The following is a 24,121-nucleotide window of genomic DNA, read 5'->3' as shown; positions in this document are numbered from 1 at the left end:
CTTAGAAATTCAGAGGCTCACGCGCCGAATTCATTGCCCAGTTCGTGGGCGCGGTGCTCGGCGGCACGCATGGCCGCCTCAAAGCTGGCGGCCACGCCTGCTGCTTCCATGGACTGCAGCGCAGCGTAGGTGGTGCCGCCCTTGGACGTGACGCGCTGGCGCAGCACGGCCGGGGGCTCGTCGGAGCGGCGTGCCAGTTCGGACGCGCCCACAAAGGTGCCCACGGCCAGCTGGTGCGCCTGCTGCTCGGTAAGGCCCATGCCGGTGCCCGCACGGGTCATGGCTTCGAGGAAATAGAACACATACGCTGGGCCCGAGCCCGAGAGGGCGGTCACGGCGTCGAGCTGCTTTTCCGTATCGACCCACAGGAACTCGCCCGTAGACGCCATGATGGCCTCGACCTGCGCACGCTCGGCGGTGTCCACGGCGGGGCGGGCATACAGCGCGCTCATGCCCTTGCCCACCAGCGCGGGGGTGTTGGGCATGGTGCGCACCACGCGCTCGGTGCCCAGCCACTGGGCGATGCTGTCCGAACGGATGCCGGCGGCCACGCTCAGGTGCAAGGCCTGTTGCGTGTGGGCTTTTGCCTGCGCGGCGGCATCTTGGAAGGTCTGGGGCTTGACGGCCCACACCACGATGCGGGCGCGCTGCAGGGCAGGGCCCGCTTCAGGCTGGGCTTCGATCCCGTAGTTCTTTTGCAGCGCAGCGCGCGCATCGGCCCAGGGTTCGACCACCTCGATCTGGCTGGCCGGGTGGCCCTGGCGGATCAGCCCGCCGATGATGGCGCTGGCCATGTTGCCGCCGCCGATGAAGGCGATGGTGGGGAGGGAGGAGTTTGCTGTGGCTGGAGCGGGGGAGGTCATTTTGCGGGCAGGCTGGAAAGGGAGAGCCGATGGTAGCGCCGCTAGACCTATGAGTTGCTCGAAGACTCGTGCAACCGGCGTGGCCAAAGCCAGTGCTCCCGCGCAAGGGCCGCCCCGCCGCGCTGGGAGCGTCTCCCTCCGCCAGCAAAGCGAAGCAGAGAGGGGGAAGGCGCGCAGCGCCTCAGGGGGAGCTACTCAGCTACTGTTTGGCGAACGGCGTGTTCCCAGTTCGCCATCAGCTCCTGCGCGCGGGCGCTGCTGAGCGTGGGCACAAAGCGCCGGTCGGCGCGCCACAGCTGCGAGAGTTCATCCGTGCTGCGGTACACGCCGCTCGACAGCCCGGCCAGGTACGCGGCCCCGAGCGCCGTGGTCTCGATGACGGCAGGCCGTACCACCGGAATGCCCAGCAGGTCGGCCTGGAACTGCATCAGCAGGTCGTTGATGCAGGCGCCGCCGTCCACGCGCAGTTCGCTCACAGGTGCGCCGCCAGCGGCCACGGCGTCGCGGCTCATGGCCAGCAGCAGGGCGGCGCTCTGGTAGGCAATGCTTTCGAGCGCCGCGCGCGCAATGTGGCCCAGCGTGGTGCCGCGTGTGAGGCCCGTGATGGTGCCGCGCGAGTCGGGTTTCCAGTACGGGGCACCCAGCCCGGTGAAGGCGGGCACCATCATCACGCCGCCCGAATCGGGCACGCTCTGCGCCAGCGATTCGACTTCGTTGCTGGTGGAGATGGCACGCAGTCCGTCGCGCAGCCACTGCACCACGGCGCCACCCACAAAAACGCTGCCTTCCATGGCGAACTCCGGCTGCACCGTGGCCTGTGCGGCACTGGTGGTGAGCAGGCCGTTTTGCGATGTCTGGAACGTGCCGCCTGTGTGCATGAGCATGAAGCAGCCCGTGCCGTAGGTGTTCTTGGCCATGCCGGCGGTGAAGCAGGCCTGGCCGAACAGCGCGCTTTGCTGGTCGCCCGCCACGCCGCCGATGCGGATGCTGTGGCCCAGCAGGTCGGCCGCGATGTCGCCAAAGTGGGCGCTGGACGGCAGCACCTCGGGCATCAGCGCCCTGGGAATGCGCAGCAGCGCCAGCAGTTCGTCGTCCCACTGGTTGGTGTGCACATTGAACAGCATGGTGCGCGAGGCGTTGCTCACATCTGTCACATGCACCTTGCCGTGGGTGAGTTTCCACATCAGCCAGCTGTCCACCGTGCCAAAGGCCAGCTCGCCGCGCTCTGCCGCGTCGCGGGCGCCGGGCACATGGTCCAGCAGCCACTGCAGCTTGGTGCCCGAGAAGTAGGCATCCACCAGCAGGCCCGTCTTGGCCTGGATGGTGGCGGCATGGCCTTGTTCGCGCAGTTGCGCGCAGGCGGGCTCGGCGCGGCGGTCCTGCCAGACGATGGCGTGGTGCACGGGCTGGCCTGTCTTGCGGTTCCATAGCACCGTGGTCTCGCGCTGGTTGGTGATGCCCACGGCGCGCACGGCGTTGGCCGCAATGCCCGCCTTGGCCAGCGCATCGCGGGCGGTGGCGAGCTGGGTGCGCCAGATCTCCAGCGGGTCGTGCTCCACCCAGCCGGGCTGGGGGTAGATCTGCGGCAGCTCCAGCTGGGCTTGCGCCACGATGTGGCCGCCTTCGTCGAAAACGATGCTGCGGGAGCTGGAGGTGCCTTGGTCGAGTGCGAGCAGGTAGGTCATGGTGACGAGGGGCTCCGAAATGTATGAATCCACGTAGTGTCTACAGCGGTCGATCAGCGCGCGGCCCAGGCCAGCGGACGCTGTGCAAGGGCCTCCCCGCAGCGAGGGCATCGTCCCCCACCGGGGGAAGGCGCCGCAGGCGACTCGGGAGGGCCTTCTGTCATGCAGCTACCGTGCAGATGACTTCAGCATCTTGCAGCAGGGCCGGGAAGGGCTCAGGCGGCGGCGCGTCGGTGAACAGGCGGTCGATTTGCGCCAGTGTGGCCAGTTGCACCATGGCTGGGCGGTTGAACTTGCTGAAGTCGGCCGCCAGCCAGACCTCGCGTGCGTGTTCGATGATGGTTTGCGCCACCTTCACTTCGCGGTAGTCGAAGTCGCGCAGGGAGCCATCGGGCTCGATGCCCGAGATGCCGATGAGCGCAATGTCCACCTTGAATTGGCGGATGAAGTCCACCGCCGCTTCGCCGACGATGCCCCGGTCGCGGGCGCGCACCACGCCGCCGGCCACGATGACCTCGCACTCGGGGTTGCCGCTCAGGATGGCGGCCACGTTCAGGTTGTTGGTGATCACGCGCAGGCCGCGGTGGTGCAGCAGGGCTTTGGCGATGGCCTCGGTCGTGGTGCCGATGTTCAGGATCAGCGAGCAGTCGTTGGGCACTTGTTCGGCCACGGCGCGCGCGATGCGGGCCTTGCCTTCGGCGTGCAGTGTCTCGCGCTGGGTGTGGGCCAGGTTTTCCACCGTGGAGCTGGGCACGCGCACGCCACCATGAAAGCGCGTGAGCAGGCCGGACTCGGCCAGGCGCTGCACGTCACGTCGCACGGTCTGCAGGGTCACGCCCAGGGTGTCTGCCAGTTGTTCCACCGTGGCGGATTTGCGCGCGCGGACTTCTTCGAGAAGCAGCAGTTGTCGGGGGTTCGTATTCACGCGAATCAATCGGCTTATGGGGTGGAGATACTTTAAATCGAACAAAAAGGAACTCATTAAGGGTAAACCTTGATTCGATACGATCAAAAAAGAACAAAAATGAACGCAATCGAAAACGAGGCACTTTGCTGCGTGCGCAGCAGAAAGCCAGATCCACACAGCCCCCAGGGGGCCATTAGAAAGGTTGCGTGATGCAGCTGGCACTGGACAGCATCAGCAAGAAGGTAGGGCCGCAGACTTGGCTCCACGACATGAGCCTGGCGCTGCACAGCGGCGCCGTCACGGTGCTGCTGGGCGCCACGCAGGCGGGCAAGACCAGCCTGATGCGCATCATGGCGGGGCTCGATACGCCCACGGCCGGGCGCGTGATGGTGGATGGCGTGGACGTGACCGGCATGCCAGTGCGCGACCGCAACGTGGCCATGGTGTACCAGCAGTTCATCAACTATCCCTCCATGAAGGTGGCGGCCAACATTGCGTCGCCCCTGAAGCTGCGCGGCGAAAAGAACATCGACGCCCGCGTGCGCGAAATTGCGAGCCGCCTGCACATCGACATGTTCCTCGACCGCTACCCGGCCGAGCTGTCGGGTGGGCAGCAGCAGCGCGTGGCACTGGCCCGCGCCTTGGCCAAGGGTGCGCCGCTGATGCTGCTGGACGAACCGCTGGTGAACCTGGACTACAAGCTGCGTGAAGAGTTGCGCGAAGAACTGACCCAGCTGTTTGCTGCAGGTCAGTCCACCGTGGTCTATGCCACCACCGAGCCGGGCGAGGCCCTGCTGCTCGGCGGCTACACCGCTGTGCTCGACGAAGGCCAGTTGCTGCAGTACGGCCCCACGGCCGAGGTGTTCCATGCGCCCAACTCGCTGCGTGTGGCGCGTGCCTTCAGCGACCCGCCCATGAATCTCATTGCCGCATCGGCGGTCCCAGGGGGTGTGCGCTTGGAGGGCGACGCAGAACTGGCCGTGCCCCTGTCCCAAGGTGTGGCCACGGCGGCAGGGCTCACGGTGGGTGTGCGCGCCAGTGCGCTGCGCGTGGTGGCGCGCCCGGGCGACATCAGCGTGGGCGGAGTGGTCGAGCTGGCCGAAATTTCGGGCTCGGACACCTTTGTGCACGCGGCCACGCCCTGGGGCGACCTGGTGGCGCAGTTGACCGGGGTGCATTACTTTGAACTGGGCACGCCCATCACGCTGCACCTGGACCCGGCCCAGGCCTATGTGTTTGGTGCTGACGGCCGGCTGGCATGGGCGCCCGCGCGCCCGAACGCTGTACAAGGAGGGCGTTGAGATGGCCCGCATCAGTCTGGATTTGGCGCATTCGTACAAGCCGAACCCGCAGCAGGACAGCGACTACGCGCTGCTGCCGCTGAAGATGGAGTTCGAGGATGGCGGTGCCTATGCGTTGCTGGGCCCCTCGGGCTGCGGCAAGACCACCATGCTCAACATCATGTCGGGCCTGCTCGTGCCCTCGCATGGCAAGGTGCTGTTTGATGGCCGCGACGTGACCCGCGCCAGCCCGCAGGAGCGCAACATTGCGCAGGTGTTCCAGTTCCCGGTGATCTACGACACCATGACGGTGGCCGAGAACCTGGCGTTTCCGCTGAAGAACCGCAAGGTGCCCGAGTCGCAGATCAAGCAGCGCGTGGGCGTGATTGCCGAGATGCTGGAGATGAGCCATCAGCTGAACCTGCGAGCCGCAGGGCTGTCAGCAGACCAGAAACAGAAGATTTCACTGGGCCGTGGCCTGGTGCGCGCCGATGTGGCGGCGGTGCTGTTCGACGAGCCGCTCACGGTGATCGACCCGCACCTCAAGTGGCAACTGCGGCGCAAGCTCAAGCAGATCCACCACGAGCTCAAGCTCACACTGATCTACGTGACGCACGACCAGGTCGAGGCATTGACCTTTGCGGACCAGGTGGTGGTCATGACGCGTGGCCGCGCCGTGCAGGTGGGCTCGGCCGATGCACTGTTCGAGCGGCCCCAGCATGTGTTTGTGGGGCATTTCATTGGCTCCCCAGGCATGAACTTTTTGCCCGCGCAGGTGGACGCAGGCCAGCTCAGCATCGTCGGCCACCGCCTGCACGCCCCTGTGGGACGTACTTTGCCAACGGGCCCGGTGCAGGTGGGTATTCGGCCCGAATATTTGGCGCTGGCATCGGCAGAGCAACCCGGCGCCATTGCCTGCACGGTGGCGCAAGTGCAGGACATCGGCACCTACCTGATGTTGACCGCGAAGGTGGGCGAGCACACGCTCAAGGCCCGCTTCAGCCCCGAGACGCGACTGCCCTCGGCGGGCGACACGGTGTGGCTGCAGGTGCTGGGTGAGCACACCTGCTACTACCAGAATGAGGAGCTTTTGGCATGAGCACGACGACCAAGCCCGTGAACCAGAAGGCCTGGTTCCTGATTCTGCCGGTCATCATCTGCGTGGCCTTCTCGGCCATCCTGCCGCTGATGACAGTGGTGAACTACTCGGTGCAGGACATCATCTCGCCCGAGCGCCGCGTGTTTGTGGGCACCGAATGGTTTGCCGCCGTGATGCGCGATGAGGAGCTGCACGCGGCCTTGTGGCGGCAGATCACCTTCTCGCTGGCTGTGTTGGCGGTGGAGATTCCGCTGGGCATCCTGCTGGCGCTGTCCATGCCCGCGCAGGGCTGGAAGTCGTCCGCCGTGCTGGTGGTGGTGGCGCTGTCGCTGTTGATTCCCTGGAACGTGGTGGGCACCATCTGGCAGATCTATGGCCGTGCCGATATTGGCCTGATGGGCCGGATGTTGCAGGAGATGGGCATTGAATACAGCTACACCGGCAACGCCACGCAGGCGTGGCTCACGGTGCTGTTGATGGATGTGTGGCACTGGACGCCGCTGGTCGCGCTGCTGGCGTTTGCCGGGCTGCGCTCCATCCCCGACGCGTATTACCAGGCAGCCCGCATCGACGGTGCGAGCAAGTTCGCGGTGTTCCGGTACATCCAACTGCCCAAGATGCGCGGCGTGCTGATGATTGCGGTGCTGCTGCGCTTCATGGACAGTTTCATGATCTACACAGAGCCCTTCGTGCTCACGGGGGGCGGACCGGGCAATGCGACCACGTTCCTCAGCCAGTACCTCACGACCAAGGCGGTCGGCCAGTTCGACCTGGGCCCTGCCGCAGCGTTCTCGCTGATCTATTTCTTCATCATCCTGCTGCTGTGTTTCATCCTCTACAACTGGATGCAGCGCGTTGGCACCGTCAGCGACGAAGGAGCCGGCCATGAATGAAAAACGTTTCCAGAAGCGCACGCTGTTCCTGATTGCGTACCTGCTGTTCGCGCTGTTGCCCATCTACTGGATGGTCAACATGAGCTTCAAGACGAACGAGGAGATCCTGTCGAGCTTCTCGTTCTTCCCGCAGAACTTCACCTGGGCCAACTACAAGACCATCTTCACCGATGCGTCGTGGTACTCGGGCTACATCAACAGCCTGATCTATGTGGCGATCAACACGGTGATCTCGCTCACGGTGGCGCTGCCCGCGGCCTATGCGTTCAGCCGTTACCAGTTCATGGGCGACAAGCATGTGTTCTTCTGGCTGCTGACCAACCGCATGACACCCCCGGCCGTGTTCTTGCTGCCGTTCTTCCAGCTCTACACCACCGTGGGGCTGATGGACACGCACATTGCCGTGGCGCTGGCCCATCTGTTGTTCAACGTGCCGCTGGCGGTGTGGATTCTGGAAGGTTTCATGAGTGGCATCCCGCGCGAGATCGACGAGACGGCCTACATCGATGGCTACAGCTTTCCGCGCTTTTTCATGACCATCTTCCTGCCGCTGATCAAGGCCGGTGTGGGCGTGGCGGCGTTCTTCTGCTTCATGTTCAGCTGGGTGGAGCTGCTGCTGGCCCGCACGCTGACCAGCGTGAACGCCAAGCCCATCGTGGCCACCATGACACGCACCGTGAGTGCCTCGGGCATGGACTGGGCGACGCTGGCGGCGGCGGGTGTGCTGACCATCGTGCCGGGTGCCATCGTGATCTGGTTTGTGCGGCACTACATCGCGAAGGGTTTCGCGATGGGCCGGGTTTGAGGAGGCAGCGACATGTTTGACTGGATGGCCTGGACGCTGCCGGTGGCAGTGTTCTTTACGTGCATCGTGCTGATGCTGGTGGGCATGGCGGTGTGGGAACTCAAGTCGCCCACGACCATGCGCAAGGGTTTCCTGCCCCTGGAGACCACGCGCGGCGACCGGCTTTTTATCGGGCTGCTGTCGGCCGCCTACGTGAACCTGATCTTTGTGGGCATCAGCGGCAAGCTGGCCCAGTGGTTCAGCCTGCAGGGCGACCCGTCGATCTGGATCAGCTTTGTGGTGTCGATGGCGCTGCTGGCGCTGATCATGCGCAAGGGTTAAGGAAAAAATGGCCGTTTGCGCCTGATGGGTAAGCATTTGTAGCTATTGTTTTTGTAGTGTCGAAGGCCTGGCCTGGTTCCCCCCCGGGTTGGTGCCGGTCTACCAATGGGGGTCTCAATCTGAGAGGAGACAGCAATGAAGATGCAGTTCAAGGCGATCGCTTTCGCCGCCGCGGCTCTGGCGATGGGGCAGGCTGCCTGGGCCGGCGAGGCCGAGGCCAAGAAGTGGATCGACAGCGAATTCCAGCCATCCACGCTGAATAAAGACCAGCAGATGGCCGAGATGAAGTGGTTCATCGACGCAGCCAAAAAACTCCAGGCCAAGGGCGTGAAGGAAATTTCGGTGGTGTCTGAAACCATCACCACCCACGAATACGAGTCCAAGACGCTGGCCAAGGCGTTCGAGGAAATCACCGGCATCAGGGTCAAGCACGACCTGATCCAGGAAGGCGACGTGGTCGAGAAGCTGCAGACCTCCATGCAGTCGGGCAAGTCCATCTATGACGGCTGGATCTCGGACTCGGACCTGATCGGCACGCACTACCGCTACGGCAAGATCCTGAACCTGACCGACTACATGGGTGCTGCGGGCAAGGAATGGACCAACCCCGGCATCGACCTCAAGGATTACATCGGTACCAAGTTCACGACCGGCCCCGATGGAAAGATGTACCAGCTGCCTGACCAGCAGTTTGCCAACCTGTACTGGTTCCGTGCCGATCTGTTCGACCGCAAGGACATCAAGGACAAGTTCAAGGCCAAGTACGGCTACGACCTGGGCGTGCCGCTCAACTGGAGCGCCTACGAAGACATCGCTGAGTTCTTCACCAACGATGTGAAGAACATCGACGGCAAGCCCATCTACGGCCACATGGACTACGGCAAGAAGGACCCATCCCTGGGCTGGCGTTTCACCGATGCCTGGCTGTCCATGGCGGGCACGGCCGATATCGGCGCGCCCAATGGCCTGCCGATCGACGAATGGGGCATCCGCGTGGCCGACGACAAGTGCACGCCCGTGGGCGCCAGCGTGGCCCGTGGCGGTGCGACCAACTCGCCCGCAGCCGTCTACGCCCTCACCAAGTACGTGGACTGGATGAAGAAATACGCGCCCAAGGAAGCCACGGGCATGACCTTTGGCGAGGCCGGCCCCGTGCCTGCCCAGGGCCAGATCGCGCAGCAGATCTTCTGGTACACCGCCTTCACGGCCGACATGACCAAGCCCGGCCTGCCCGTGGTGAATGCCGACGGCACGCCCAAGTGGCGCATGGCGCCCGGCCCGAACGGCCCCTACTGGAAGCAAGGCATGCAAAACGGCTACCAGGACGTGGGCAGCTGGACCTTCTTCAAGGATCACGACGCCAACAAGACCGCTGCCGCCTGGCTCTACGCCCAGTTCGTGACCGCCAAGACCACGTCGCTGAAGAAGACCATGGTCGGCCTGACGCCGATCCGCGAGTCCGACATCCAGTCCAAGGCCATGACCGACATGGCGCCCAAGCTGGGTGGTCTGGTGGAGTTCTACCGCAGCCCTGCCCGCGTGGCGTGGTCGCCCACTGGCACCAATGTGCCCGACTACCCCAAGCTGGCCCAACTCTGGTGGAAGAACGTAGCCCAGGCCGTGACGGGGGAAAAGACGCCCCAAGGCGCCATGGACACGCTGGCCGACGAGATGGACCAGGTGATGGCCCGTCTGGAACGCGCTGGGATGGCCCATTGCGCTCCCAAGCTCAACCCCAAGAGCGACACCGCCAAGTGGCTGAGCGACAAGCAAGCGCCGTGGGCCAAGTTGGCCAACGAGAAGCCAAAGGGCCAGACGATTGCGTACGGCACCTTGTTGCAGGCCTGGAAGGATGGCAAGGCGCGGTAAGCCTGTCTAACCCGCCGTCCTGCTTACTGTGACGATGCTTCAGGCAGCCGTGGCTCACAAGGTCTCTGGCTGCCTTTTCATTCAAGACCGTCCCCAGTGCCTTGCAGGCCTGGGGCCGGATCTCCCCCCGAAGTGACAAAAATTCAAGGGTAAACCCTTATTTTTTGCTTCGCCCATGGACAATCACCCCATGACTACTGCCTCTGCTCCCCTTCCCACACGGCGTGCCGACCTTTTGGCGCGTTTGGCCCAGCCCCACCACTATGACCTGGCTGTGATTGGCGGTGGGGCTACAGGCCTGGGGGTGGCGCTGGATGCGGCGGCCCGAGGGTTCAGCGTGGTCTTGGTGGACTCGCATGACTTCGCCAAGGGAACCTCGTCCCGGGCGACCAAATTGGTACACGGCGGTGTTCGTTACCTGGCGCAAGGCAACATCGCACTGGTGCGCGAGGCGTTGCATGAGCGCACGACCTTGCTTCACAACGCGCCCCACCTGGCGCAGCCCCTGCCGTTTGTGATGCCGTCATACCACTTTTGGGAGACGCCGTTTTACGGTATCGGCCTCAAGATGTACGACGCTTTGGCAGGGAAGGCGGGCTTGGGCGCCACCGAATTCATGGGGCGCGCACGCACGTTGGAGTGCCTGCCCACGGCCCGCCCCGAAGGCCTCAAGGGTGGCGTCAAGTACTGGGACGGACAGTTTGATGACGCCCGTCTGGCCTTGGCCTTGGCGCGAACGGCCGCCAGCCTGGGCGCCCTGGTGGTCAACTACTGCCCTGCGCGGTCGTTGATTCACGAAGCTGGCAAGGTTGCAGGCTTTGTGTGTGAAGACGCAGACAGTGGCCAGCAGTTCACCGTGCGCGCGCGTACGGTTGTGAATGCCACCGGCGTATGGGTGGATGCCTTGCGCCAGATGGATGGAGAGGCCATAGGCCGCCCCGTCAAGCCCATTGTGGCGCCCAGCCAGGGGGTGCATATCGTGGTGGATCGGGAGTTTCTTCCGTCCGACCATGCCTTGATGGTTCCCAAGACGGCCGATGGCCGGGTTCTTTTCGCCGTGCCGTGGCTGGGAAAGCTCATTCTCGGGACCACTGACAGTCCGCGCCAGGACATCGTGCGTGAGCCGCAGCCTTTCCGCGAAGAGGTCCGGTTCATCCTGGACGAATCGGCGCGCTACCTCACCCGTGCGCCCAAGGTGGAAGACATCCGGAGTATCTGGGTGGGCCTGCGCCCGCTGGTGAAGCCGCAGGACGACGATGGTGACAACACCAAGAAAATCAGCCGCGAGCACACCGTGCTCGCCAGTCGCAGTGGCCTGATCACCGTGACGGGAGGCAAATGGACCACCTACCGCGCTATGGCTGAAGATGTGTTGCAAAAATGCTTCACCACGGGCCTGCTGCCGGAAAAACCGTCGGGTGTGACCAATCATTTGCCCTTGGTGGGAACCCCTGAAGGGGCTGTTCAACATCGCATCAGTGATGCCCAGGGACTGCACTCCTACGGGAGCGAGGCGGCGGTTGTCCGGGACATTGCCGGTGCGCAGACCGATCTTGGTGGGGGGCTGACAGAAGCCATGGTGCGCTTTGCCGCCCGCTACGAATACGCCTGCACGGTAGAGGATGTGTTGGCCCGCCGCTCCCGGTTATTGTTCCTCGATGCCCGCAAGGCCATCGAGCTAGCCCCAGCGGTCGCTGACATCCTGCGTGCGGAGCTGGGTGCCGACCCCCACCTGGATGCCTTTTTGGAGCTGGCGCAACAGTATTTGCAGGTTCCGGCCTGATGGGGCGCTTGACTTCGTAAAAGTCTTTTGCAATAATCGAGGGCTTCGCGTTTCCTACGTGAAGTTTCTGCCCAGCGGGAAGTGCTGCAAATGGTTTGCGGTGCGGACGACGGGCCCAAGACTGACTGGCTGATTTGCAGCCCTTGAGAAGTTCTCTGGGGCTGTTGTCTTCTGGTGCAAGTTGGGAATATTGAAATGATCCAGACAGAATCTCGGTTAGAGGTTGCCGACAATACCGGCGCCAAGTCCGTCCTTTGCATCAAGGTGCTGGGTGGCTCGAAGCGTCGCTATGCAAGCGTTGGCGACATCATCAAGGTGAGCATCAAAGAAGCCGCTCCACGTGGCCGCGTCAAAAAAGGCGAGGTTTACAGTGCAGTGGTGGTTCGCACGGCGAAGGGTATTCGTCGCGGCGATGGTTCGCTCGTCAAATTCGATGGCAACGCCGCAGTGTTGCTGAATGCAAAGTTGGAGCCTATCGGCACCCGTATCTTTGGACCCGTGACGCGTGAACTGCGTACCGAGAAGTTCATGAAGATCGTGTCTCTGGCTCCTGAAGTTCTCTAAGGACGCGCCATGAACAAGATTCGCAAGGGCGACGAAGTCATCGTGCTGACCGGCCGTGACAAGGGCAAGCGCGGCACGGTGTCGCTGCGCAAGGATGACTCCTACGTGGTCATCGATGGCATCAACCTGGTCAAGAAGCACGCCAAGCCAAACCCCATGAAGGGTACGACGGGCGGCATCGTTGAAAAGTCCATGCCAATTCATCAGTCCAACGTGGCCATCTTCAATGCCGCTACGGGCAAGGCTGATCGCGTGGGCATCAAGGTGCAGGCTGACGGTTCGCGCATTCGCGTGTTCAAGTCCAGCGGTGCTGAAATCAAGGCGGCCTAAGGGGTAAACATGGCACGACTCCAAGAAATTTACCGCGACAAGATCGCTCCCGAACTGGCCAAACAGTTCGGCTACACCTCGCCGATGCAGGTTCCCCGTCTGACCAAGATCACGCTGAACATGGGCGTGAGCGAGGCAGTCTCGGACAAGAAGGTGATGGACAACGCTGTGGCTGACCTGACCAAGATTGCTGGTCAAAAGCCTGTGGTGACCAAGGCCAAGAAAGCTATCGCTGGTTTCAAGATCCGCGAAGGCCAAGCCATTGGTTGCATGGTCACGCTGCGTGGCGTGCAGATGTATGAGTTCCTGGACCGTTTCGTGACCGTGGCTCTGCCTCGCGTTCGTGACTTCCGTGGTATCTCTGGTCGCGCGTTCGACGGTCGTGGCAACTACAACATCGGCGTCAAAGAACAGATCATCTTCCCTGAGATTGAGTACGACAAGGTCGATGCCTTGCGCGGCCTCAATATCAGCATCACCACGACGGCCAAGTCCGACGAAGAAGCCAAGGCGCTTCTCGCTGGTTTCCGTTTCCCGTTCAAGAACTGAGGCGAAGCATGGCTAAAGTAGCTTTGATCCAGCGCGAACTGAAGCGCGAAAAACTGGCAGCCAAGTACGCAACCAAGTATGCGGAGCTGAAGGCAATCGCTGGCGATGCCAAGCGCAGCGATGAAGAGCGCGATGCAGCCCGCCTGGGCCTGCAAAAGCTCCCTCGCAACGCCAACCCGACGCGTCAGCGCAACCGTTGCGAAATCACCGGTCGTCCACGTGGCACCTTCCGTCAATTCGGTCTGGCTCGCGCCAAGATCCGCGAACTGGCTTTTGCAGGCGACATCCCCGGTGTCACCAAAGCCAGCTGGTAAGCAGGCAGGAGAGATTAAACATGAGCATGAGTGATCCCATCGCTGACTTGCTGACCCGCATCCGTAATGCACAGATGGTCGCCAAGGCCACGGTTCTGGTGCCTTCTTCCAAAGTGAAGATTGCCATCGCCCAGGTGCTGAAGGACGAAGGTTATATCGACGGCTTCCAGGTGAAAACCGAAGCCGGCAAGTCGGAACTCGAAATTGCCCTGAAGTACTACGCAGGTCGCCCCGTGATTGAGCGCATTGAGCGTGTCAGTCGCCCTGGCCTGCGTGTCTACAAAGGCCGTGATTCCATTCCACAAGTCATGAACGGTCTGGGTGTGGCAATTGTCACGACGCCCAAGGGCGTGATGACTGATCGCAAGGCGCGTGCTACCGGTGTCGGTGGCGAAGTGCTCTGCTACGTGGCCTAACCCGCGGCATTGAGGAGAAACTGAAATGTCCCGAGTAGGAAAAATGCCCGTGACCATCCCCGCAGGCGTGGATGTGTCCGTGAAAGATGACCAGATCTCTGTCAAGGGTACTGGTGGCGCTCTGTCGCTGGCGCAAAACGCGCTGGTGAAAGTGTCCAGCAATGACGGCAAGCTCAGCTTTGAGCCTGCTAACGAATCCCGCGAAGCCAATGCCATGAGCGGCACGATTCGCCAGTTGGTCAACAACATGGTGGTCGGTGTCAGCAAAGGCTTTGAAAAGAAGCTGAGCCTGGTAGGTGTGGGCTACAAAGCCGCTGCCTCAGGCTCCAAGCTGAATCTGGCTGTTGGCTATTCGCATCCGGTCAATATCGAAATGCCCGCAGGCATCACGGTTGCCACCCCGACGCCCACGGAAGTGGTGATCAAGGGTGCAGATCGTCAGCGTGTCGGTCAGATCGCTGCTGAGATTCGTGCTGTTCGTCCACCTGAGCCCTACAAGGGCAAGGGTATCCGCTACGCGGACGAAAAGATCACGATCAAAGAGACCAAGAAGAAATAAGGAGCTGCAACATGTTGACCAAGAAAGAGCAGCGTCTTCGTCGTTCGCGCCAGACCCGCATCCGCATTGCACAGCAAGGCGTGGCACGTCTCACGGTGAACCGTACGAACCTCCATATCTACGCCAGTGTGATCTCCGGCGACGGCAGCAAGGTGCTGGCAAGTGCATCCACGGCGGAAGCCGACGTGCGCAAGTCGCTCGGCGGTTCGGGCAAGGGTGGCAATGCCGCAGCAGCCCAGATCATCGGCAAGCGTATCGCTGAAAAGGCGAAGGCTGCAGGTGTCGAGAAGGTTGCATTTGATCGCGCAGGCTTTGCCTACCACGGTCGCGTCAAGGCTTTGGCCGACGCAGCCCGTGAAGCTGGCCTGCAGTTCTAAGCGGAGCGGAATACAAAATGGCTAAATTTCAACCCAAAGTGCAGAACGAAGGTCAAGACGACGGTCTGCGCGAAAAAATGATCGCGGTCAACCGCGTGACCAAAGTCGTGAAGGGTGGCCGTATTCTCGGTTTCGCCGCACTGACGGTGGTTGGCGACGGTGATGGCCGCGTGGGCATGGGCAAGGGCAAGTCGAAAGAAGTACCAGCTGCCGTGCAAAAGGCTATGGAAGAAGCTCGTCGCAACATGGTCAAGGTCTCGTTGAAGAACGGCACCATCCACCACAATGTGACCGGCCACCATGGCGCTGCTGTTGTGATGATGGCACCTGCTCCAAAGGGTACCGGCATCATCGCTGGCGGCCCTATGCGTGCAGTTTTTGAAGTGTTGGGTGTGACTGACATCGTGGCCAAGAGCCATGGTTCGTCCAATCCCTACAACATGGTCCGTGCAACGTTTGACGCGCTCGTCAATTCGACCACCCCGTCGAATGTGGCGGCCAAGCGCGGCAAGACAGTCGAAGACATCTTCGCCTGAACCGGAGCTTGAAAATGACAACGCAACAAACCGTCAAGATTCAACTGGTGCGCAGCCCGATTGGCACCAAGGAATCGCACCGCGCCACCGTTCGTGGCCTGGGTCTGCGCAAGCTCAATAGCGTGAGCGAACTGCAGGACTCGCCCGAAGTGCGCGGCATGATTAACAAGATCAGCTATCTGGTCAAAGTCCTCTGAGAGATAGATCATGGAACTCAATAGCATCAAGCCCGCAGACGGCGCCAAGCATGCCAAGCGCCGCGTAGGCCGTGGTATCGGCTCCGGCCTGGGCAAGACCGCTGGCCGTGGTCACAAGGGTCAGAAGTCTCGTGCCGGTGGCTACCACAAGGTTGGTTTTGAAGGCGGTCAAATGCCTTTGCAACGCCGCTTGCCCAAGCGTGGTTTCAAGTCGCACTTGCTCAAGTTCAACGCAGAAGTGACGCTGACGGCATTGGATCAACTCGGCCTGGCCGAAGTGGATGTCCTCGCTCTGAAGCAAGCAGGCCTGGTTGGTGAATTGGCCAAGGTGGTGAAGGTCATCAAGAGCGGTTCCCTGACCAAGGCTGTCAAGCTCAATGGCGTGGGTGCTACGGCTGGTGCCAAAGCAGCGATTGAAGCTGCTGGCGGCAGCGTCGCCTGAGTGTGGCTCTGAAGGAAGGCATCTGTGGCTACTAGCGCGGCTCAAATTGCAAAGACCGGGAAATTCGGCGACCTCCGTCGTCGTCTGGTTTTTCTGTTGCTTGCGCTGGTCGTGTACCGCATTGGGGCTCATATCCCTGTGCCAGGCATCGATCCAGCCCAACTCCAGCAGCTCTTCAGTGGCCAGCAAGGCGGCATCCTGAATCTGTTCAACATGTTCTCCGGTGGTGCGCTGTCGCGCTTCACGGTTTTCGCTCTGGGGATCATGCCGTACATTTCGGCGTCGATCATCATGCAGTTGATGACCTATGTGGTTCCCACATTCGAGCAGTTGAAAAAGGAAGGCGAAGCCGGTCGCAGGAAGATCACTCAGTACACCCGCTATGGCACCTTGGGCTTGGCCCTGTTCCAGTCGCTGGGAATTGCCGTAGCGCTGGAAAGCTCTGCTGGTTTGGTCCTGAGCCCCGGTTTCGGGTTCCGCATGACCGCTGTGGTCAGCTTGACGGCTGGCACGATGTTCCTGATGTGGCTGGGTGAGCAGATCACAGAGCGTGGCTTGGGGAACGGGATCTCGATCCTGATCTTTGCGGGCATTGCCGCTGGTTTGCCTAGTTCGATCGGTGGCCTTCTGGAGCTGGTTCGTACGGGTGCCATGAGTATTCTGGCCGCTATCTTCATCGTCCTCGTCGTTGGTCTGGTGACTTACTTCGTGGTGTTTGTCGAGCGGGGTCAGCGCAAGATACTGGTGAATTATGCTCGCCGGCAAGTAGGCAACAAGGTTTATGGTGGTCAATCGTCTCACCTGCCCCTGAAGCTGAACATGGCAGGTGTGATTCCTCCGATCTTTGCCTCGTCGATCATTCTGCTGCCGGCAACGGTGGTGAACTGGTTCAGTGCAGGTGAATCGATGCGCTGGTTGAAGGATATCTCGGGTGCGTTGACTCCTGGTCAGCCCATCTACGTGATGTTCTATGCTGCAGCCATCATCTTCTTCTGCTTTTTCTACACGGCTCTGGTATTCAACAGCCGTGAAACTGCAGACAACCTGAAGAAGAGCGGTGCGTTCATTCCAGGCATTCGCCCAGGTGAACAGACGGCCCGTTATATCGACAAGATCCTGGTGCGCCTGACATTGGCAGGCGCTGTGTACATCACCTTTGTGTGCTTGCTGCCAGAGTTCCTGATCTTGAAGTACAACGTTCCGTTCTACTTTGGTGGAACCTCGCTGTTGATCATTGTGGTGGTGACCATGGATTTCATGGCCCAGGTTCAGAACTACATGATGTCGCAACAGTATGAGTCGCTGCTCAAGAAAGCCAATTTCAAGGGCAACGCAGGCGGTTGATGATGAGGAAGGCAGTGCTGCACTTGCGACACTGCCTGCAAGGAACTGAATATCGGTTGAGTTGGCGCCCCACGATTTTTCGCGGGCACAAATTGTGTTCCGTGCGAAGCAGCCGGGACGGATGGAAGAGTTTTAGGAGAATGCAATGAGAGTTTCGGCTTCGGTCAAAAAAATCTGCCGCAACTGCAAGATCATCCGCCGCAAGGGTGTGGTGCGCGTGATCTGCACGGATCTGCGTCACAAGCAGCGCCAAGGTTGATTGGAAAGTATTAGAGGACGCATATGGCACGTATCGCTGGCATTAACATTCCGCCGCACAAGCACGCGGAAATCGGTTTGACCGCCATTTTTGGCATTGGTCGCACCCGCGCTCGCAAGATTTGCGAAGCAACTGGTATCGCTTACTCCAAGAAGATCAAAGATCTGACGGACGGCGATCTGGAAAAAATTCGCGAGCAAATCGAGCAGTTCACCATTGAGGGTGACCTGCGCCGCGAAACCACGATGAACATCAAGCGTTTGATGGACATCGGCTGCTATCGTGGCTTCCGCCATCGCCGCGGTCTGCCAATGCGTGGTCAGCGCACCCGTACCAATGCTCGCACTCGCAAGGGTCCGCGCAAGGGTGCAGCTGCACTGAAGAAATAAAGATTGAAAGATCATCATGGCTAAGTCTCCTGCCAATAACGCAGCTCAGCGCGTTCGCAAGAAGGTCCGGAAAAACGTTTCGGACGGTATTGCACACGTGCACGCCTCGTTCAACAACACCATCATCACGATCACCGATCGCCAAGGCAATGCCTTGTCGTGGGCATCGTCCGGTGGACAAGGTTTCAAGGGTTCGCGCAAGTCCACCCCATTCGCAGCCCAAGTGGCTTCGGAAGTGGCCGGCCGCGCTGCCATCGATCAAGGTATCAAGAACCTTGACGTTGAAATCAAGGGTCCCGGTCCTGGCCGTGAATCTTCGGTCCGCGCACTGGGTGCCCTGGGCATCCGCATCACGTCGATTTCTGACGTGACGCCAGTGCCGCACAACGGCTGCCGCCCTCAGAAGCGTCGTCGTATCTAATCTCTCTAAGCCCACCGCCGCCTGTGAACGCGCAAGCGCCTCAGGCGGCTCCCGCAATGGTTTGCGGCAGATGACACAAAGGAAGCTCAAGTGGCACGTTACCTCGGCCCCAAGGCCAAACTCTCCCGCCGTGAAGGCACGGACCTGTTCCTGAAGAGCGCCCGTCGCTCGATCGCCGACAAGTCCAAGTTCGACTCCAAGCCTGGTCAACACGGCCGCACCTCGGGTGCCCGTACCTCTGACTACGGTCTGCAACTGCGCGAAAAGCAGAAGGTCAAGCGCATGTACGGCGTGCTGGAAAAGCAATTCCGCCGTTACTTCGAAGCCGCTGAAGGCAAGAAGGGCAATACCGGCGCCAACCTGCTGTTCCTGCTGGAATCCCGCCTCGACAACGTCGTGTACCGCATGGGTTTCGGTTCGACCCGCGCTGAAGCCCGTCAGCTGGTGTCGCACAAGGCGATTACCGTGAACGGCAAGTCCGTGAACATTGCTTCCTACCTCGTGAAGACGGGTGACGTTGTGGCTGTGCGCGAAAAGTCGAAGAAGCAAAACCGCGTTGTGGAAGCCCTGCAACTGGCCGCACAAGTGGGTATGCCTGCCTGGGTGGAAGTGAATGCCGACAAGGCTGAAGGCATCTTCAAGAAGGTGCCTGACCGTGATGAGTTTGGCGCCGACATCAACGAATCCCTGATCGTTGAGTTGTATTCGCGCTAATCGCTCGGTACATATTTCGAGAAAACCGTCCCTGAACCGCGAGGCATCGCGGTTTAGGCGCTTCACCAGCCTTACCGGTGTAACGAGCTGGGGGTATTGAGAGGAAGTCTGAATGCAAACCAATTTGCTGAAACCCAAGGCGATCAATGTCGAGCAGCTTGGCCACAATCGTGCCAAGGTCGCACTGGAGCCGTTCGAGCGTGGGTACGGCCACACGCTGGGCAACGCCATCCGGCGTGTCCTGCTCTCGTCCATGGTGGGTTACGCAGCGACGGAAGTCACCATTGCAGGCGTTCTGCACGAGTACTCGTCCATCGATGGCGTTCAGGAAGATGTGGTCAACATCCTCTTGAACCTCAAGGGCGTGGTGTTCAAGCTGCACAACCGCGACGAAGTCACGCTGAGCCTGCGCAAGGATGGCGAAGGCGTTGTCACCGCGCGCGACATCCAGACGCCCCATGACGTCGAGATCGTCAACCCCGATCACGTGATTGCCAACCTGTCGGCAGGCGGCAAGCTGGACATGCAGATCAAGGTGGAAAAGGGCCGTGGTTACGTGCCTGGCAGCCTGCGCCGTTATGCTGACGAATCGACCAAGTCGATCGGCCGCATCGTGCTGGATGCTTCGTTCTCGCCCGTCAAGCGCGTGAGCTACACCGTGGAAAGCGCTCGTGTGGAGCAGCGCACCGACCTAGACAAGCTGGTGGTCGAGATCGAAACCAATGGTGCCATCACCGCTGAAGACGCGGTGCGTGCATCGGCCAAGATCCTGGTGGAACAGCTGGCTGTGTTTGCACAGCTGGAAGGTGGCGAGCTGGCTGCGTTCGACGCACCGGCAGGCCCACGCGGCAATGCCACGTTCGATCCGATCCTACTGCGCCCTGTGGACGAACTGGAACTGACCGTGCGTTCCGCCAACTGCCTGAAGGCCGAGAACATCTACTACATCGGTGACCTGATCCAGCGCACCGAGAATGAGCTGCTCAAGACCCCTAACCTGGGCCGCAAGTCGCTCAACGAGATCAAGGAAGTGCTCGCATCGCGTGGCCTCACGCTGGGCATGAAACTGGAAAACTGGCCACCAGCTGGCTTGGACAAGCGTTAAGTTATAATTTTTGGTTCCCCGCCGGGAACAGTGCCTCGGGCAGTACCTGATACGGCTGCCTGATTTAATTACTCAAAGGAAAGCACCATGCGCCACGGACACGGCCTCCGCAAACTCAACCGTACCAGCTCGCACCGCCTCGCGATGCTGCAGAACATGATGAATTCGCTCATCGAGCACGAAGTCATCAAGACCACCGTTCCCAAGGCCAAGGAACTGCGCCGCGTGATCGAGCCCATGATCACCCTGGCCAAGGAAGACTCCGTAGCAAACCGCCGTCTTGCATTCAACCGCTTGCGCGACCGTGATAGCGTGACTAAGCTCTTCAATGACCTGGGCCCTCGTTTCAAGGTGCGTCCCGGTGGCTACACCCGTATTCTGAAGATGGGCTTCCGTGTGGGCGATAACGCTCCCATGGCGCTGGTCGAATTGGTCGACCGTGCTGCTGAAACCGAAAATAATTCGGCAGCAGCTGAATAATAGGGTATAATTTATTTCTTACCGCGCGATGGAGCAGTCTGGTAGCTCGTTGGGCTCATAACCCAAAGGTCGGAGGTTCAAATCCTTCTCGCGCAACCAACATGGCAGGCCTCTGCTGAACAAAACGCCCACTACACAGTGGGCGTTTTTGTTTCTGCCTCTCGGACCGTGCGGGATTGGCACTCTGGCTTGCCAGGTGATTTCTTCCAACCCGGCAAATGGCCTTTCATGTCGCCGTCATCCGGCATGGCATGTTTTCACAAACGAGGGCCTGGCCCTGGGCTATCGGGGGAGCCTTGGTGTTTGCCGCAGGGCTGATCACAGCAGCTCCATGAGTTGGCTGACTGAGGCCGAGTTTTGTTGAGAGGCTGCAAAAAGCTGCCTTAACCTGACCCCTCGGCGATCCTGAGCCCGCCTGGAGGTCTTCGATCGTGGAGTCCTGCGCGGGGTGGCACCCGGCAAACTCATTTCCCGAACAGATCTGCCTTGGCAGCCTTGGTGATTGCTGCCACGCAGGGGTGCGTGATGCGTCGCTCCACAGAAATCGCAAAAAACTCCTCGACCAGTTCCGTCGTGCGGCCGATCACTTCGACACCAAACTGTGCGGTGGTTTCCTCATCCAGAACGGTCGGGGACGTGAAAACGCCACGGCCTTCGCGGCCGAAAGCATTCATCAACGCACTGTCGTCGAACTCACCCACGAGCCGTGGCTGCAATTGGTATTTGTTAAACCAGTGATCGAGCTGTTGGCGCACGGAAGACATGGGGCCTTGGATGAGCATGGGGGCGCCCTGGAGGCATTGGGGAAAGGACCCCTGTAGCTGCGTCTTCAGGCCAGGAGCGCAAAAAAAACTCATCCCACTGGTTCCTAGCGGGTGGTTGAACGCCTTGACGCCGATTTTTTTGGAAACGGGTTCATCGGCCAGCACCAGATCGAGTTTGTGCAGGCTCAGTTGGGCGATGAGTTCTGGAAATTTTCCTTCCTGGCAGGTCATGTGCACCTGTTCAGGCATGCCCAAGGCGGGTTCCAGAAGGTGATAGGCCACGGACTTCGCGATCGAGTCTGCAACCCCCACGCGAAATTCCAGCGGTTTGGCGTGGCCGCGGGAGAGGCGGATCGATTTTTCCAGCTCGTCCCCCAGCGTAAAAATCTGCTCCGCGTAACCCAGGGCGACACGACCCTCGCTGGTGAGCTCCAGCCCACGCCCCCGCTTGCGAAAGAGGTCGTGGCCTAGCCATTCCTCCAGCTGTTTGATCTGCCCAGAAAGCGTCTGGGGCGTGGTGTGCAGCTGCTCGCCTGCCCGCATCACCCCTCCGGCCTTTGCAACCGTCCAGAAATACCGCAGATGCTTGAAGTTCATGGTGATAAATGCTTCGTAAAAAACGATCAATCAACTTTGATAAAACGAATATACGCGAAGTATTAAACCGCCTACATTGAACGCTTGGCCCCTTTCCGCAGCCATTGGTGTTGCGGTCTGGAACTGTCAACGTTCACAAGGAGTAGCAACGATGCGGATTACCACCCGAGGACAACTTGCGGTATCGGCAATGACCGACCTGGCGCTGCGCCAGAAGATGCGGCCGGTAGCGCTTTCGACGATCAGCGCCCGGCAGGGTACCTCGCTGTCGTACCTGGAGCAGCTGTTCAGCGCCTTGCGCCGTGCCGGGCTCGTGGACAGCACACGCGGCCCGGGTGGCGGTTACACCCTTGCTCGAAACACAGACCAGATCTCAGTGGCCGAGATCATCCTGGCCGTCGAGAACCTCAAGACCGACGATCTGCAGAGCCTGGGTGCCGGCCAGGCTGCGCAAGTGAAGTCGATGACGGGCGAACTCTGGTCCACCTTCAACGCACGGGTGATGGAGTACTTGCAGTCGGTGACTTTGCAAGACCTTGTGGCGCAGCAGCATGCCAAGGGGGTGGTGGCCGAGGAGATGGCCCCTGCTGCCCCCCGCCCCAAGCTGAGCGCCAAGCCGCGCCCCTTGATGGCGCGGGTGGGCGTGCCCAACTCGGTGTTCGCACTGGGTTCGATCCCGCAGCTGCAACGCCGTTGAGACCGCACACCGGTTGCGCTCCGCAGTTGCGGGCGCATGCCAGTGCTCCGGGGGTGGCCTTGGCCCGCCCTCTAACAGTTTTGCGTGCGTGGGGCGGCTACAGCTGCTGCGCGAGCTGCTTGATTCCCCGGATCAGCATCTCTACCGAGATGGCGACCAGGATCAGGCCCATCAGGCGTTCAAACGCCATCACCACGCGTTCGCCCACCAGGCGCTGGATGCGTTCTGCCATCAGCAACACCACGGCGCACACGGCCATGGTGACGCACAGCGCGCCCACCCATTCCCAGCGGCGTTCCGGCGCCTGGGCCACCAGCAGCATGACAGTGGCGAGCGCTGAGGGGCCCGCCAAGGCAGGGATGGCCAGCGGCACGATCAAGGGTTCGCCCGGCAGCTCTGCCTGTGGGCCGTCAGCCGACGGAAAAATCATGCGCAGCGCGATCAGAAACAGCACCACCGCACCCGCAATCTGCAACGACAAATCGCTCAGGTTCATCACCTGCAGAAACTGCGCCCCGAAAAACAAAAACACCAGCAGCAGCGCAAACGCAATCAGCACCTCCCGCAGGATCACCCGCGCCCGGCGCTCGGGCGCCACGCCGCGCAGGGCGTTGGCAAAGATGGGGATGTTGCCCAGCGGATCGGTGATCAGCAGGAGCAGGATGGTGGCGGACGCGAAGGTGTAGCTCACGTTGCGTACACTGCGTCCAGCGAGCGGAAGCCCTTGATCTCGATCGGATTGCCGCTGGGGTCGTGGAAGAACATCGTCCACTGTTCGCCGGGCTGGCCCTCAAAGCGCACCTGCGGATCCAGCACGAAGGTGGTGCTGGCGGCCTTCAGCCGTGCGGCCAGCGCATGCCAGTCGGGCAATTCCAGGATGGCGCCAAAGTGCGGCATGGGTACCAGGTGGTCGCCCACATGGCCGGTGCGGGCACTGGCAAACGGGGTGCCCAAGTGCAACGAGATCTGGTGGCCGAAAAAATCGAAGTCCACCCAGGTATCGGTGCTTCGGCCTTCCTGGCAACCGAGCACGCCGCCATAAAAGCGGCGCGCGGCATCCAGGTCGGTGACGTGAAAGGCGAGGTGAAAGAGGCTGCGCATCCCGTAAAGGATAGCAGCCAAGGCTGCGCTGCGGGCGCGGCCTGGAGGCCTGTCAGGCGACAGACGGGTCGGCGGCCATGTTGTCAAATTTCTTGAAATACTGGCGCGCCATGGCCACCAGCTGGGCGTCGGTCGGGTGGTCTGCAGCCACAGAGTCCACCACCACATCGGCCACCGCAGCATGGTGCTTGGCCGCCCAGTCGCGGAACTGGTTGCGTACCAGGCCCGGGCCAGCCAGCAGCACTTCGCGCGTGTCGGCCAAGGCCTGGGCGACGTCGGCAAAGAAAGCGGTGAGGTCGTCGGCTTTGCCCTGGTGCTTGTGGTGGCTGCGGGACTTGATGCGCTGGGCCTCGGCATGCTCGCGGTCGAACATCACCACGTGGGCTTCGGACTGGTCCATCCAGACAACTGCGTGAAAAGTGCTCATGAATCGGCTTTCTTGAAGTGACAAAAAAAAACGG

General features: G+C 61.1%; 32 protein-coding genes and 1 tRNA gene. 26 read left to right on the top strand and 7 right to left on the bottom strand.

Features of this window, described 5'->3' with window-relative positions; translation table 11 throughout:
- Positions 1-17: 17 nt before the first annotated feature.
- The 3 genes from proC to C8C94_RS15945 all read right to left on the bottom strand — a co-directional run bounded on the left by proC (position 18) and on the right by C8C94_RS15945 (position 3,473).
- Positions 18-863, bottom strand: a complete 846-nt coding sequence (gene proC, locus C8C94_RS15955) for a pyrroline-5-carboxylate reductase (RefSeq protein WP_121421394.1) — start codon at positions 861-863, stop codon at positions 18-20.
- Positions 864-1,054: 191 nt separating this feature from the next.
- On the bottom strand, positions 1,055-2,548 hold the full coding sequence (glpK, locus tag C8C94_RS15950) for a glycerol kinase GlpK (RefSeq protein ID WP_121421393.1): 1,494 nt from the start codon (positions 2,546-2,548) through the stop codon (positions 1,055-1,057).
- A gap of 160 nt (positions 2,549-2,708) precedes the next feature.
- Positions 2,709-3,473 carry a DeoR/GlpR family DNA-binding transcription regulator gene (locus C8C94_RS15945; RefSeq protein ID WP_121422908.1) on the bottom strand — a complete coding sequence of 255 codons (765 nt, stop codon included), beginning with the start codon at positions 3,471-3,473 and terminating at the stop codon, positions 2,709-2,711.
- Positions 3,474-3,664: 191 nt separating this feature from the next.
- On the opposite strand from C8C94_RS15945, the gene C8C94_RS15940 reads away from it, so the two are divergent.
- From C8C94_RS15940 to C8C94_RS15820, 25 genes are all read left to right on the top strand, one after another.
- Positions 3,665-4,756: an ABC transporter ATP-binding protein gene (locus C8C94_RS15940; RefSeq protein ID WP_121421392.1), complete on the top strand. Its 1,092-nt coding sequence runs from the start codon at positions 3,665-3,667 to the stop codon at positions 4,754-4,756.
- 1 nt (position 4,757) lies between these two features.
- Positions 4,758-5,834, top strand: coding sequence for an ABC transporter ATP-binding protein (locus tag C8C94_RS15935; protein ID WP_121422907.1), 1,077 nt, complete (start codon positions 4,758-4,760; stop codon positions 5,832-5,834).
- Positions 5,831-6,727, top strand: a complete 897-nt coding sequence (locus C8C94_RS15930) for a carbohydrate ABC transporter permease (protein ID WP_100408926.1) — start codon at positions 5,831-5,833, stop codon at positions 6,725-6,727. The genes C8C94_RS15935 and C8C94_RS15930 overlap by 4 nt, the downstream gene beginning before the upstream one ends.
- On the top strand, positions 6,720-7,532 hold the full coding sequence (locus tag C8C94_RS15925; protein WP_055395662.1) for a carbohydrate ABC transporter permease: 813 nt from the start codon (positions 6,720-6,722) through the stop codon (positions 7,530-7,532). Before C8C94_RS15930 ends, C8C94_RS15925 begins: the two co-directional genes overlap by 8 nt.
- A 12-nt stretch (positions 7,533-7,544) precedes the next feature.
- A complete protein-coding gene (locus C8C94_RS15920) occupies positions 7,545-7,853 on the top strand; it encodes a DUF2160 domain-containing protein (RefSeq protein WP_121421391.1) in 309 nt (102 codons plus the stop codon).
- 135 nt (positions 7,854-7,988) lie between these two features.
- Complete coding sequence (locus C8C94_RS15915; protein WP_121421390.1) at positions 7,989-9,722, top strand: ABC transporter substrate-binding protein; 1,734 nt, start codon at positions 7,989-7,991, stop codon at positions 9,720-9,722.
- A 190-nt stretch (positions 9,723-9,912) separates the two neighbouring features.
- The gene (locus tag C8C94_RS15910) at positions 9,913-11,505 is read left to right on the top strand and encodes a glycerol-3-phosphate dehydrogenase/oxidase (protein ID WP_121422906.1); all 1,593 of its coding nucleotides are present in this window, start codon (positions 9,913-9,915) and stop codon (positions 11,503-11,505) included.
- A 195-nt stretch (positions 11,506-11,700) separates the two neighbouring features.
- Positions 11,701-12,069 (top strand): 50S ribosomal protein L14, encoded by a 369-nt coding sequence (rplN, locus tag C8C94_RS15905; RefSeq protein WP_007861702.1) that lies wholly within the window; start codon positions 11,701-11,703, stop codon positions 12,067-12,069.
- A 9-nt stretch (positions 12,070-12,078) separates the two neighbouring features.
- Entirely contained in the window at positions 12,079-12,399 is a 321-nt protein-coding gene (rplX, locus tag C8C94_RS15900; protein WP_055395669.1) for a 50S ribosomal protein L24, read from the top strand.
- 9 nt (positions 12,400-12,408) lie between these two features.
- Positions 12,409-12,948, top strand: a complete 540-nt coding sequence (rplE, locus tag C8C94_RS15895) for a 50S ribosomal protein L5 (protein ID WP_055395671.1) — start codon at positions 12,409-12,411, stop codon at positions 12,946-12,948.
- Between the two features lie 8 nt (positions 12,949-12,956).
- Complete coding sequence (gene rpsN, locus C8C94_RS15890; protein WP_007861712.1) at positions 12,957-13,262, top strand: 30S ribosomal protein S14; 306 nt, start codon at positions 12,957-12,959, stop codon at positions 13,260-13,262.
- A gap of 20 nt (positions 13,263-13,282) precedes the next feature.
- A complete protein-coding gene (gene rpsH / locus C8C94_RS15885) occupies positions 13,283-13,678 on the top strand; it encodes a 30S ribosomal protein S8 (protein ID WP_008906523.1) in 396 nt (131 codons plus the stop codon).
- Positions 13,679-13,703: 25 nt separating this feature from the next.
- Positions 13,704-14,237: a 50S ribosomal protein L6 gene (gene rplF, locus C8C94_RS15880; RefSeq protein WP_055395675.1), complete on the top strand. Its 534-nt coding sequence runs from the start codon at positions 13,704-13,706 to the stop codon at positions 14,235-14,237.
- An 11-nt stretch (positions 14,238-14,248) separates the two neighbouring features.
- Positions 14,249-14,614 (top strand): 50S ribosomal protein L18, encoded by a 366-nt coding sequence (gene rplR, locus C8C94_RS15875; protein WP_005793639.1) that lies wholly within the window; start codon positions 14,249-14,251, stop codon positions 14,612-14,614.
- Between the two features lie 17 nt (positions 14,615-14,631).
- Positions 14,632-15,150 carry a 30S ribosomal protein S5 gene (rpsE, locus tag C8C94_RS15870; protein WP_008906520.1) on the top strand — a complete coding sequence of 173 codons (519 nt, stop codon included), beginning with the start codon at positions 14,632-14,634 and terminating at the stop codon, positions 15,148-15,150.
- 14 nt (positions 15,151-15,164) lie between these two features.
- On the top strand, positions 15,165-15,347 hold the full coding sequence (gene rpmD / locus C8C94_RS15865; RefSeq protein ID WP_007861725.1) for a 50S ribosomal protein L30: 183 nt from the start codon (positions 15,165-15,167) through the stop codon (positions 15,345-15,347).
- A gap of 10 nt (positions 15,348-15,357) precedes the next feature.
- On the top strand, positions 15,358-15,789 hold the full coding sequence (gene rplO, locus C8C94_RS15860; RefSeq protein ID WP_055395677.1) for a 50S ribosomal protein L15: 432 nt from the start codon (positions 15,358-15,360) through the stop codon (positions 15,787-15,789).
- 24 nt (positions 15,790-15,813) lie between these two features.
- The gene (secY, locus tag C8C94_RS15855; RefSeq protein ID WP_055395679.1) at positions 15,814-17,133 is read left to right on the top strand and encodes a preprotein translocase subunit SecY; all 1,320 of its coding nucleotides are present in this window, start codon (positions 15,814-15,816) and stop codon (positions 17,131-17,133) included.
- Between the two features lie 145 nt (positions 17,134-17,278).
- The gene (rpmJ, locus tag C8C94_RS15850) at positions 17,279-17,392 is read left to right on the top strand and encodes a 50S ribosomal protein L36 (protein WP_005793651.1); all 114 of its coding nucleotides are present in this window, start codon (positions 17,279-17,281) and stop codon (positions 17,390-17,392) included.
- A 23-nt stretch (positions 17,393-17,415) separates the two neighbouring features.
- Positions 17,416-17,781 carry a 30S ribosomal protein S13 gene (rpsM, locus tag C8C94_RS15845; protein WP_008906516.1) on the top strand — a complete coding sequence of 122 codons (366 nt, stop codon included), beginning with the start codon at positions 17,416-17,418 and terminating at the stop codon, positions 17,779-17,781.
- Positions 17,782-17,797: 16 nt separating this feature from the next.
- Entirely contained in the window at positions 17,798-18,202 is a 405-nt protein-coding gene (gene rpsK / locus C8C94_RS15840) for a 30S ribosomal protein S11 (protein WP_005793662.1), read from the top strand.
- A gap of 90 nt (positions 18,203-18,292) precedes the next feature.
- Entirely contained in the window at positions 18,293-18,916 is a 624-nt protein-coding gene (gene rpsD, locus C8C94_RS15835) for a 30S ribosomal protein S4 (RefSeq protein WP_055395681.1), read from the top strand.
- A gap of 112 nt (positions 18,917-19,028) precedes the next feature.
- Positions 19,029-20,021 (top strand): DNA-directed RNA polymerase subunit alpha, encoded by a 993-nt coding sequence (gene rpoA / locus C8C94_RS15830; protein WP_008906514.1) that lies wholly within the window; start codon positions 19,029-19,031, stop codon positions 20,019-20,021.
- A gap of 87 nt (positions 20,022-20,108) precedes the next feature.
- Positions 20,109-20,501, top strand: coding sequence for a 50S ribosomal protein L17 (gene rplQ, locus C8C94_RS15825; protein ID WP_008906513.1), 393 nt, complete (start codon positions 20,109-20,111; stop codon positions 20,499-20,501).
- A gap of 22 nt (positions 20,502-20,523) precedes the next feature.
- Positions 20,524-20,600 (top strand) — tRNA-Met (locus C8C94_RS15820).
- 365 nt (positions 20,601-20,965) lie between these two features.
- Here the strand turns inward: C8C94_RS15820 and nhaR are convergent.
- Entirely contained in the window at positions 20,966-21,862 is an 897-nt protein-coding gene (gene nhaR, locus C8C94_RS15815) for a transcriptional activator NhaR (RefSeq protein ID WP_055395375.1), read from the bottom strand.
- Positions 21,863-22,013: 151 nt separating this feature from the next.
- Between nhaR and C8C94_RS15810 the strand changes: the two genes are divergently transcribed.
- Positions 22,014-22,559, top strand: a complete 546-nt coding sequence (locus C8C94_RS15810; protein WP_121421389.1) for an Rrf2 family transcriptional regulator — start codon at positions 22,014-22,016, stop codon at positions 22,557-22,559.
- 97 nt (positions 22,560-22,656) lie between these two features.
- Here the strand turns inward: C8C94_RS15810 and C8C94_RS15805 are convergent, their stop codons facing one another.
- Genes C8C94_RS15805 through C8C94_RS15795 form a run of 3 tightly spaced genes read right to left on the bottom strand, consistent with a single transcriptional unit; the run spans position 22,657 to position 24,087 of the window.
- Positions 22,657-23,250, bottom strand: coding sequence for a MarC family protein (locus tag C8C94_RS15805; protein ID WP_055395343.1), 594 nt, complete (start codon positions 23,248-23,250; stop codon positions 22,657-22,659).
- Positions 23,247-23,660, bottom strand: a complete 414-nt coding sequence (locus tag C8C94_RS15800) for a VOC family protein (RefSeq protein WP_121421388.1) — start codon at positions 23,658-23,660, stop codon at positions 23,247-23,249. Before C8C94_RS15800 ends, C8C94_RS15805 begins: the two co-directional genes overlap by 4 nt.
- A gap of 52 nt (positions 23,661-23,712) precedes the next feature.
- Positions 23,713-24,087 (bottom strand): hypothetical protein, encoded by a 375-nt coding sequence (locus tag C8C94_RS15795; protein WP_121421387.1) that lies wholly within the window; start codon positions 24,085-24,087, stop codon positions 23,713-23,715.
- Positions 24,088-24,121 lie beyond the last annotated feature (34 nt).

This window comes from Acidovorax sp. 94 (assembly GCF_003634645.1).
GTDB lineage: Bacteria > Pseudomonadota > Gammaproteobacteria > Burkholderiales > Burkholderiaceae_C > Acidovorax > Acidovorax facilis.
The sequence above is the reverse complement of the archived record's forward strand: the minus strand, read 5'-3'. Positions and strand labels throughout refer to the sequence as shown.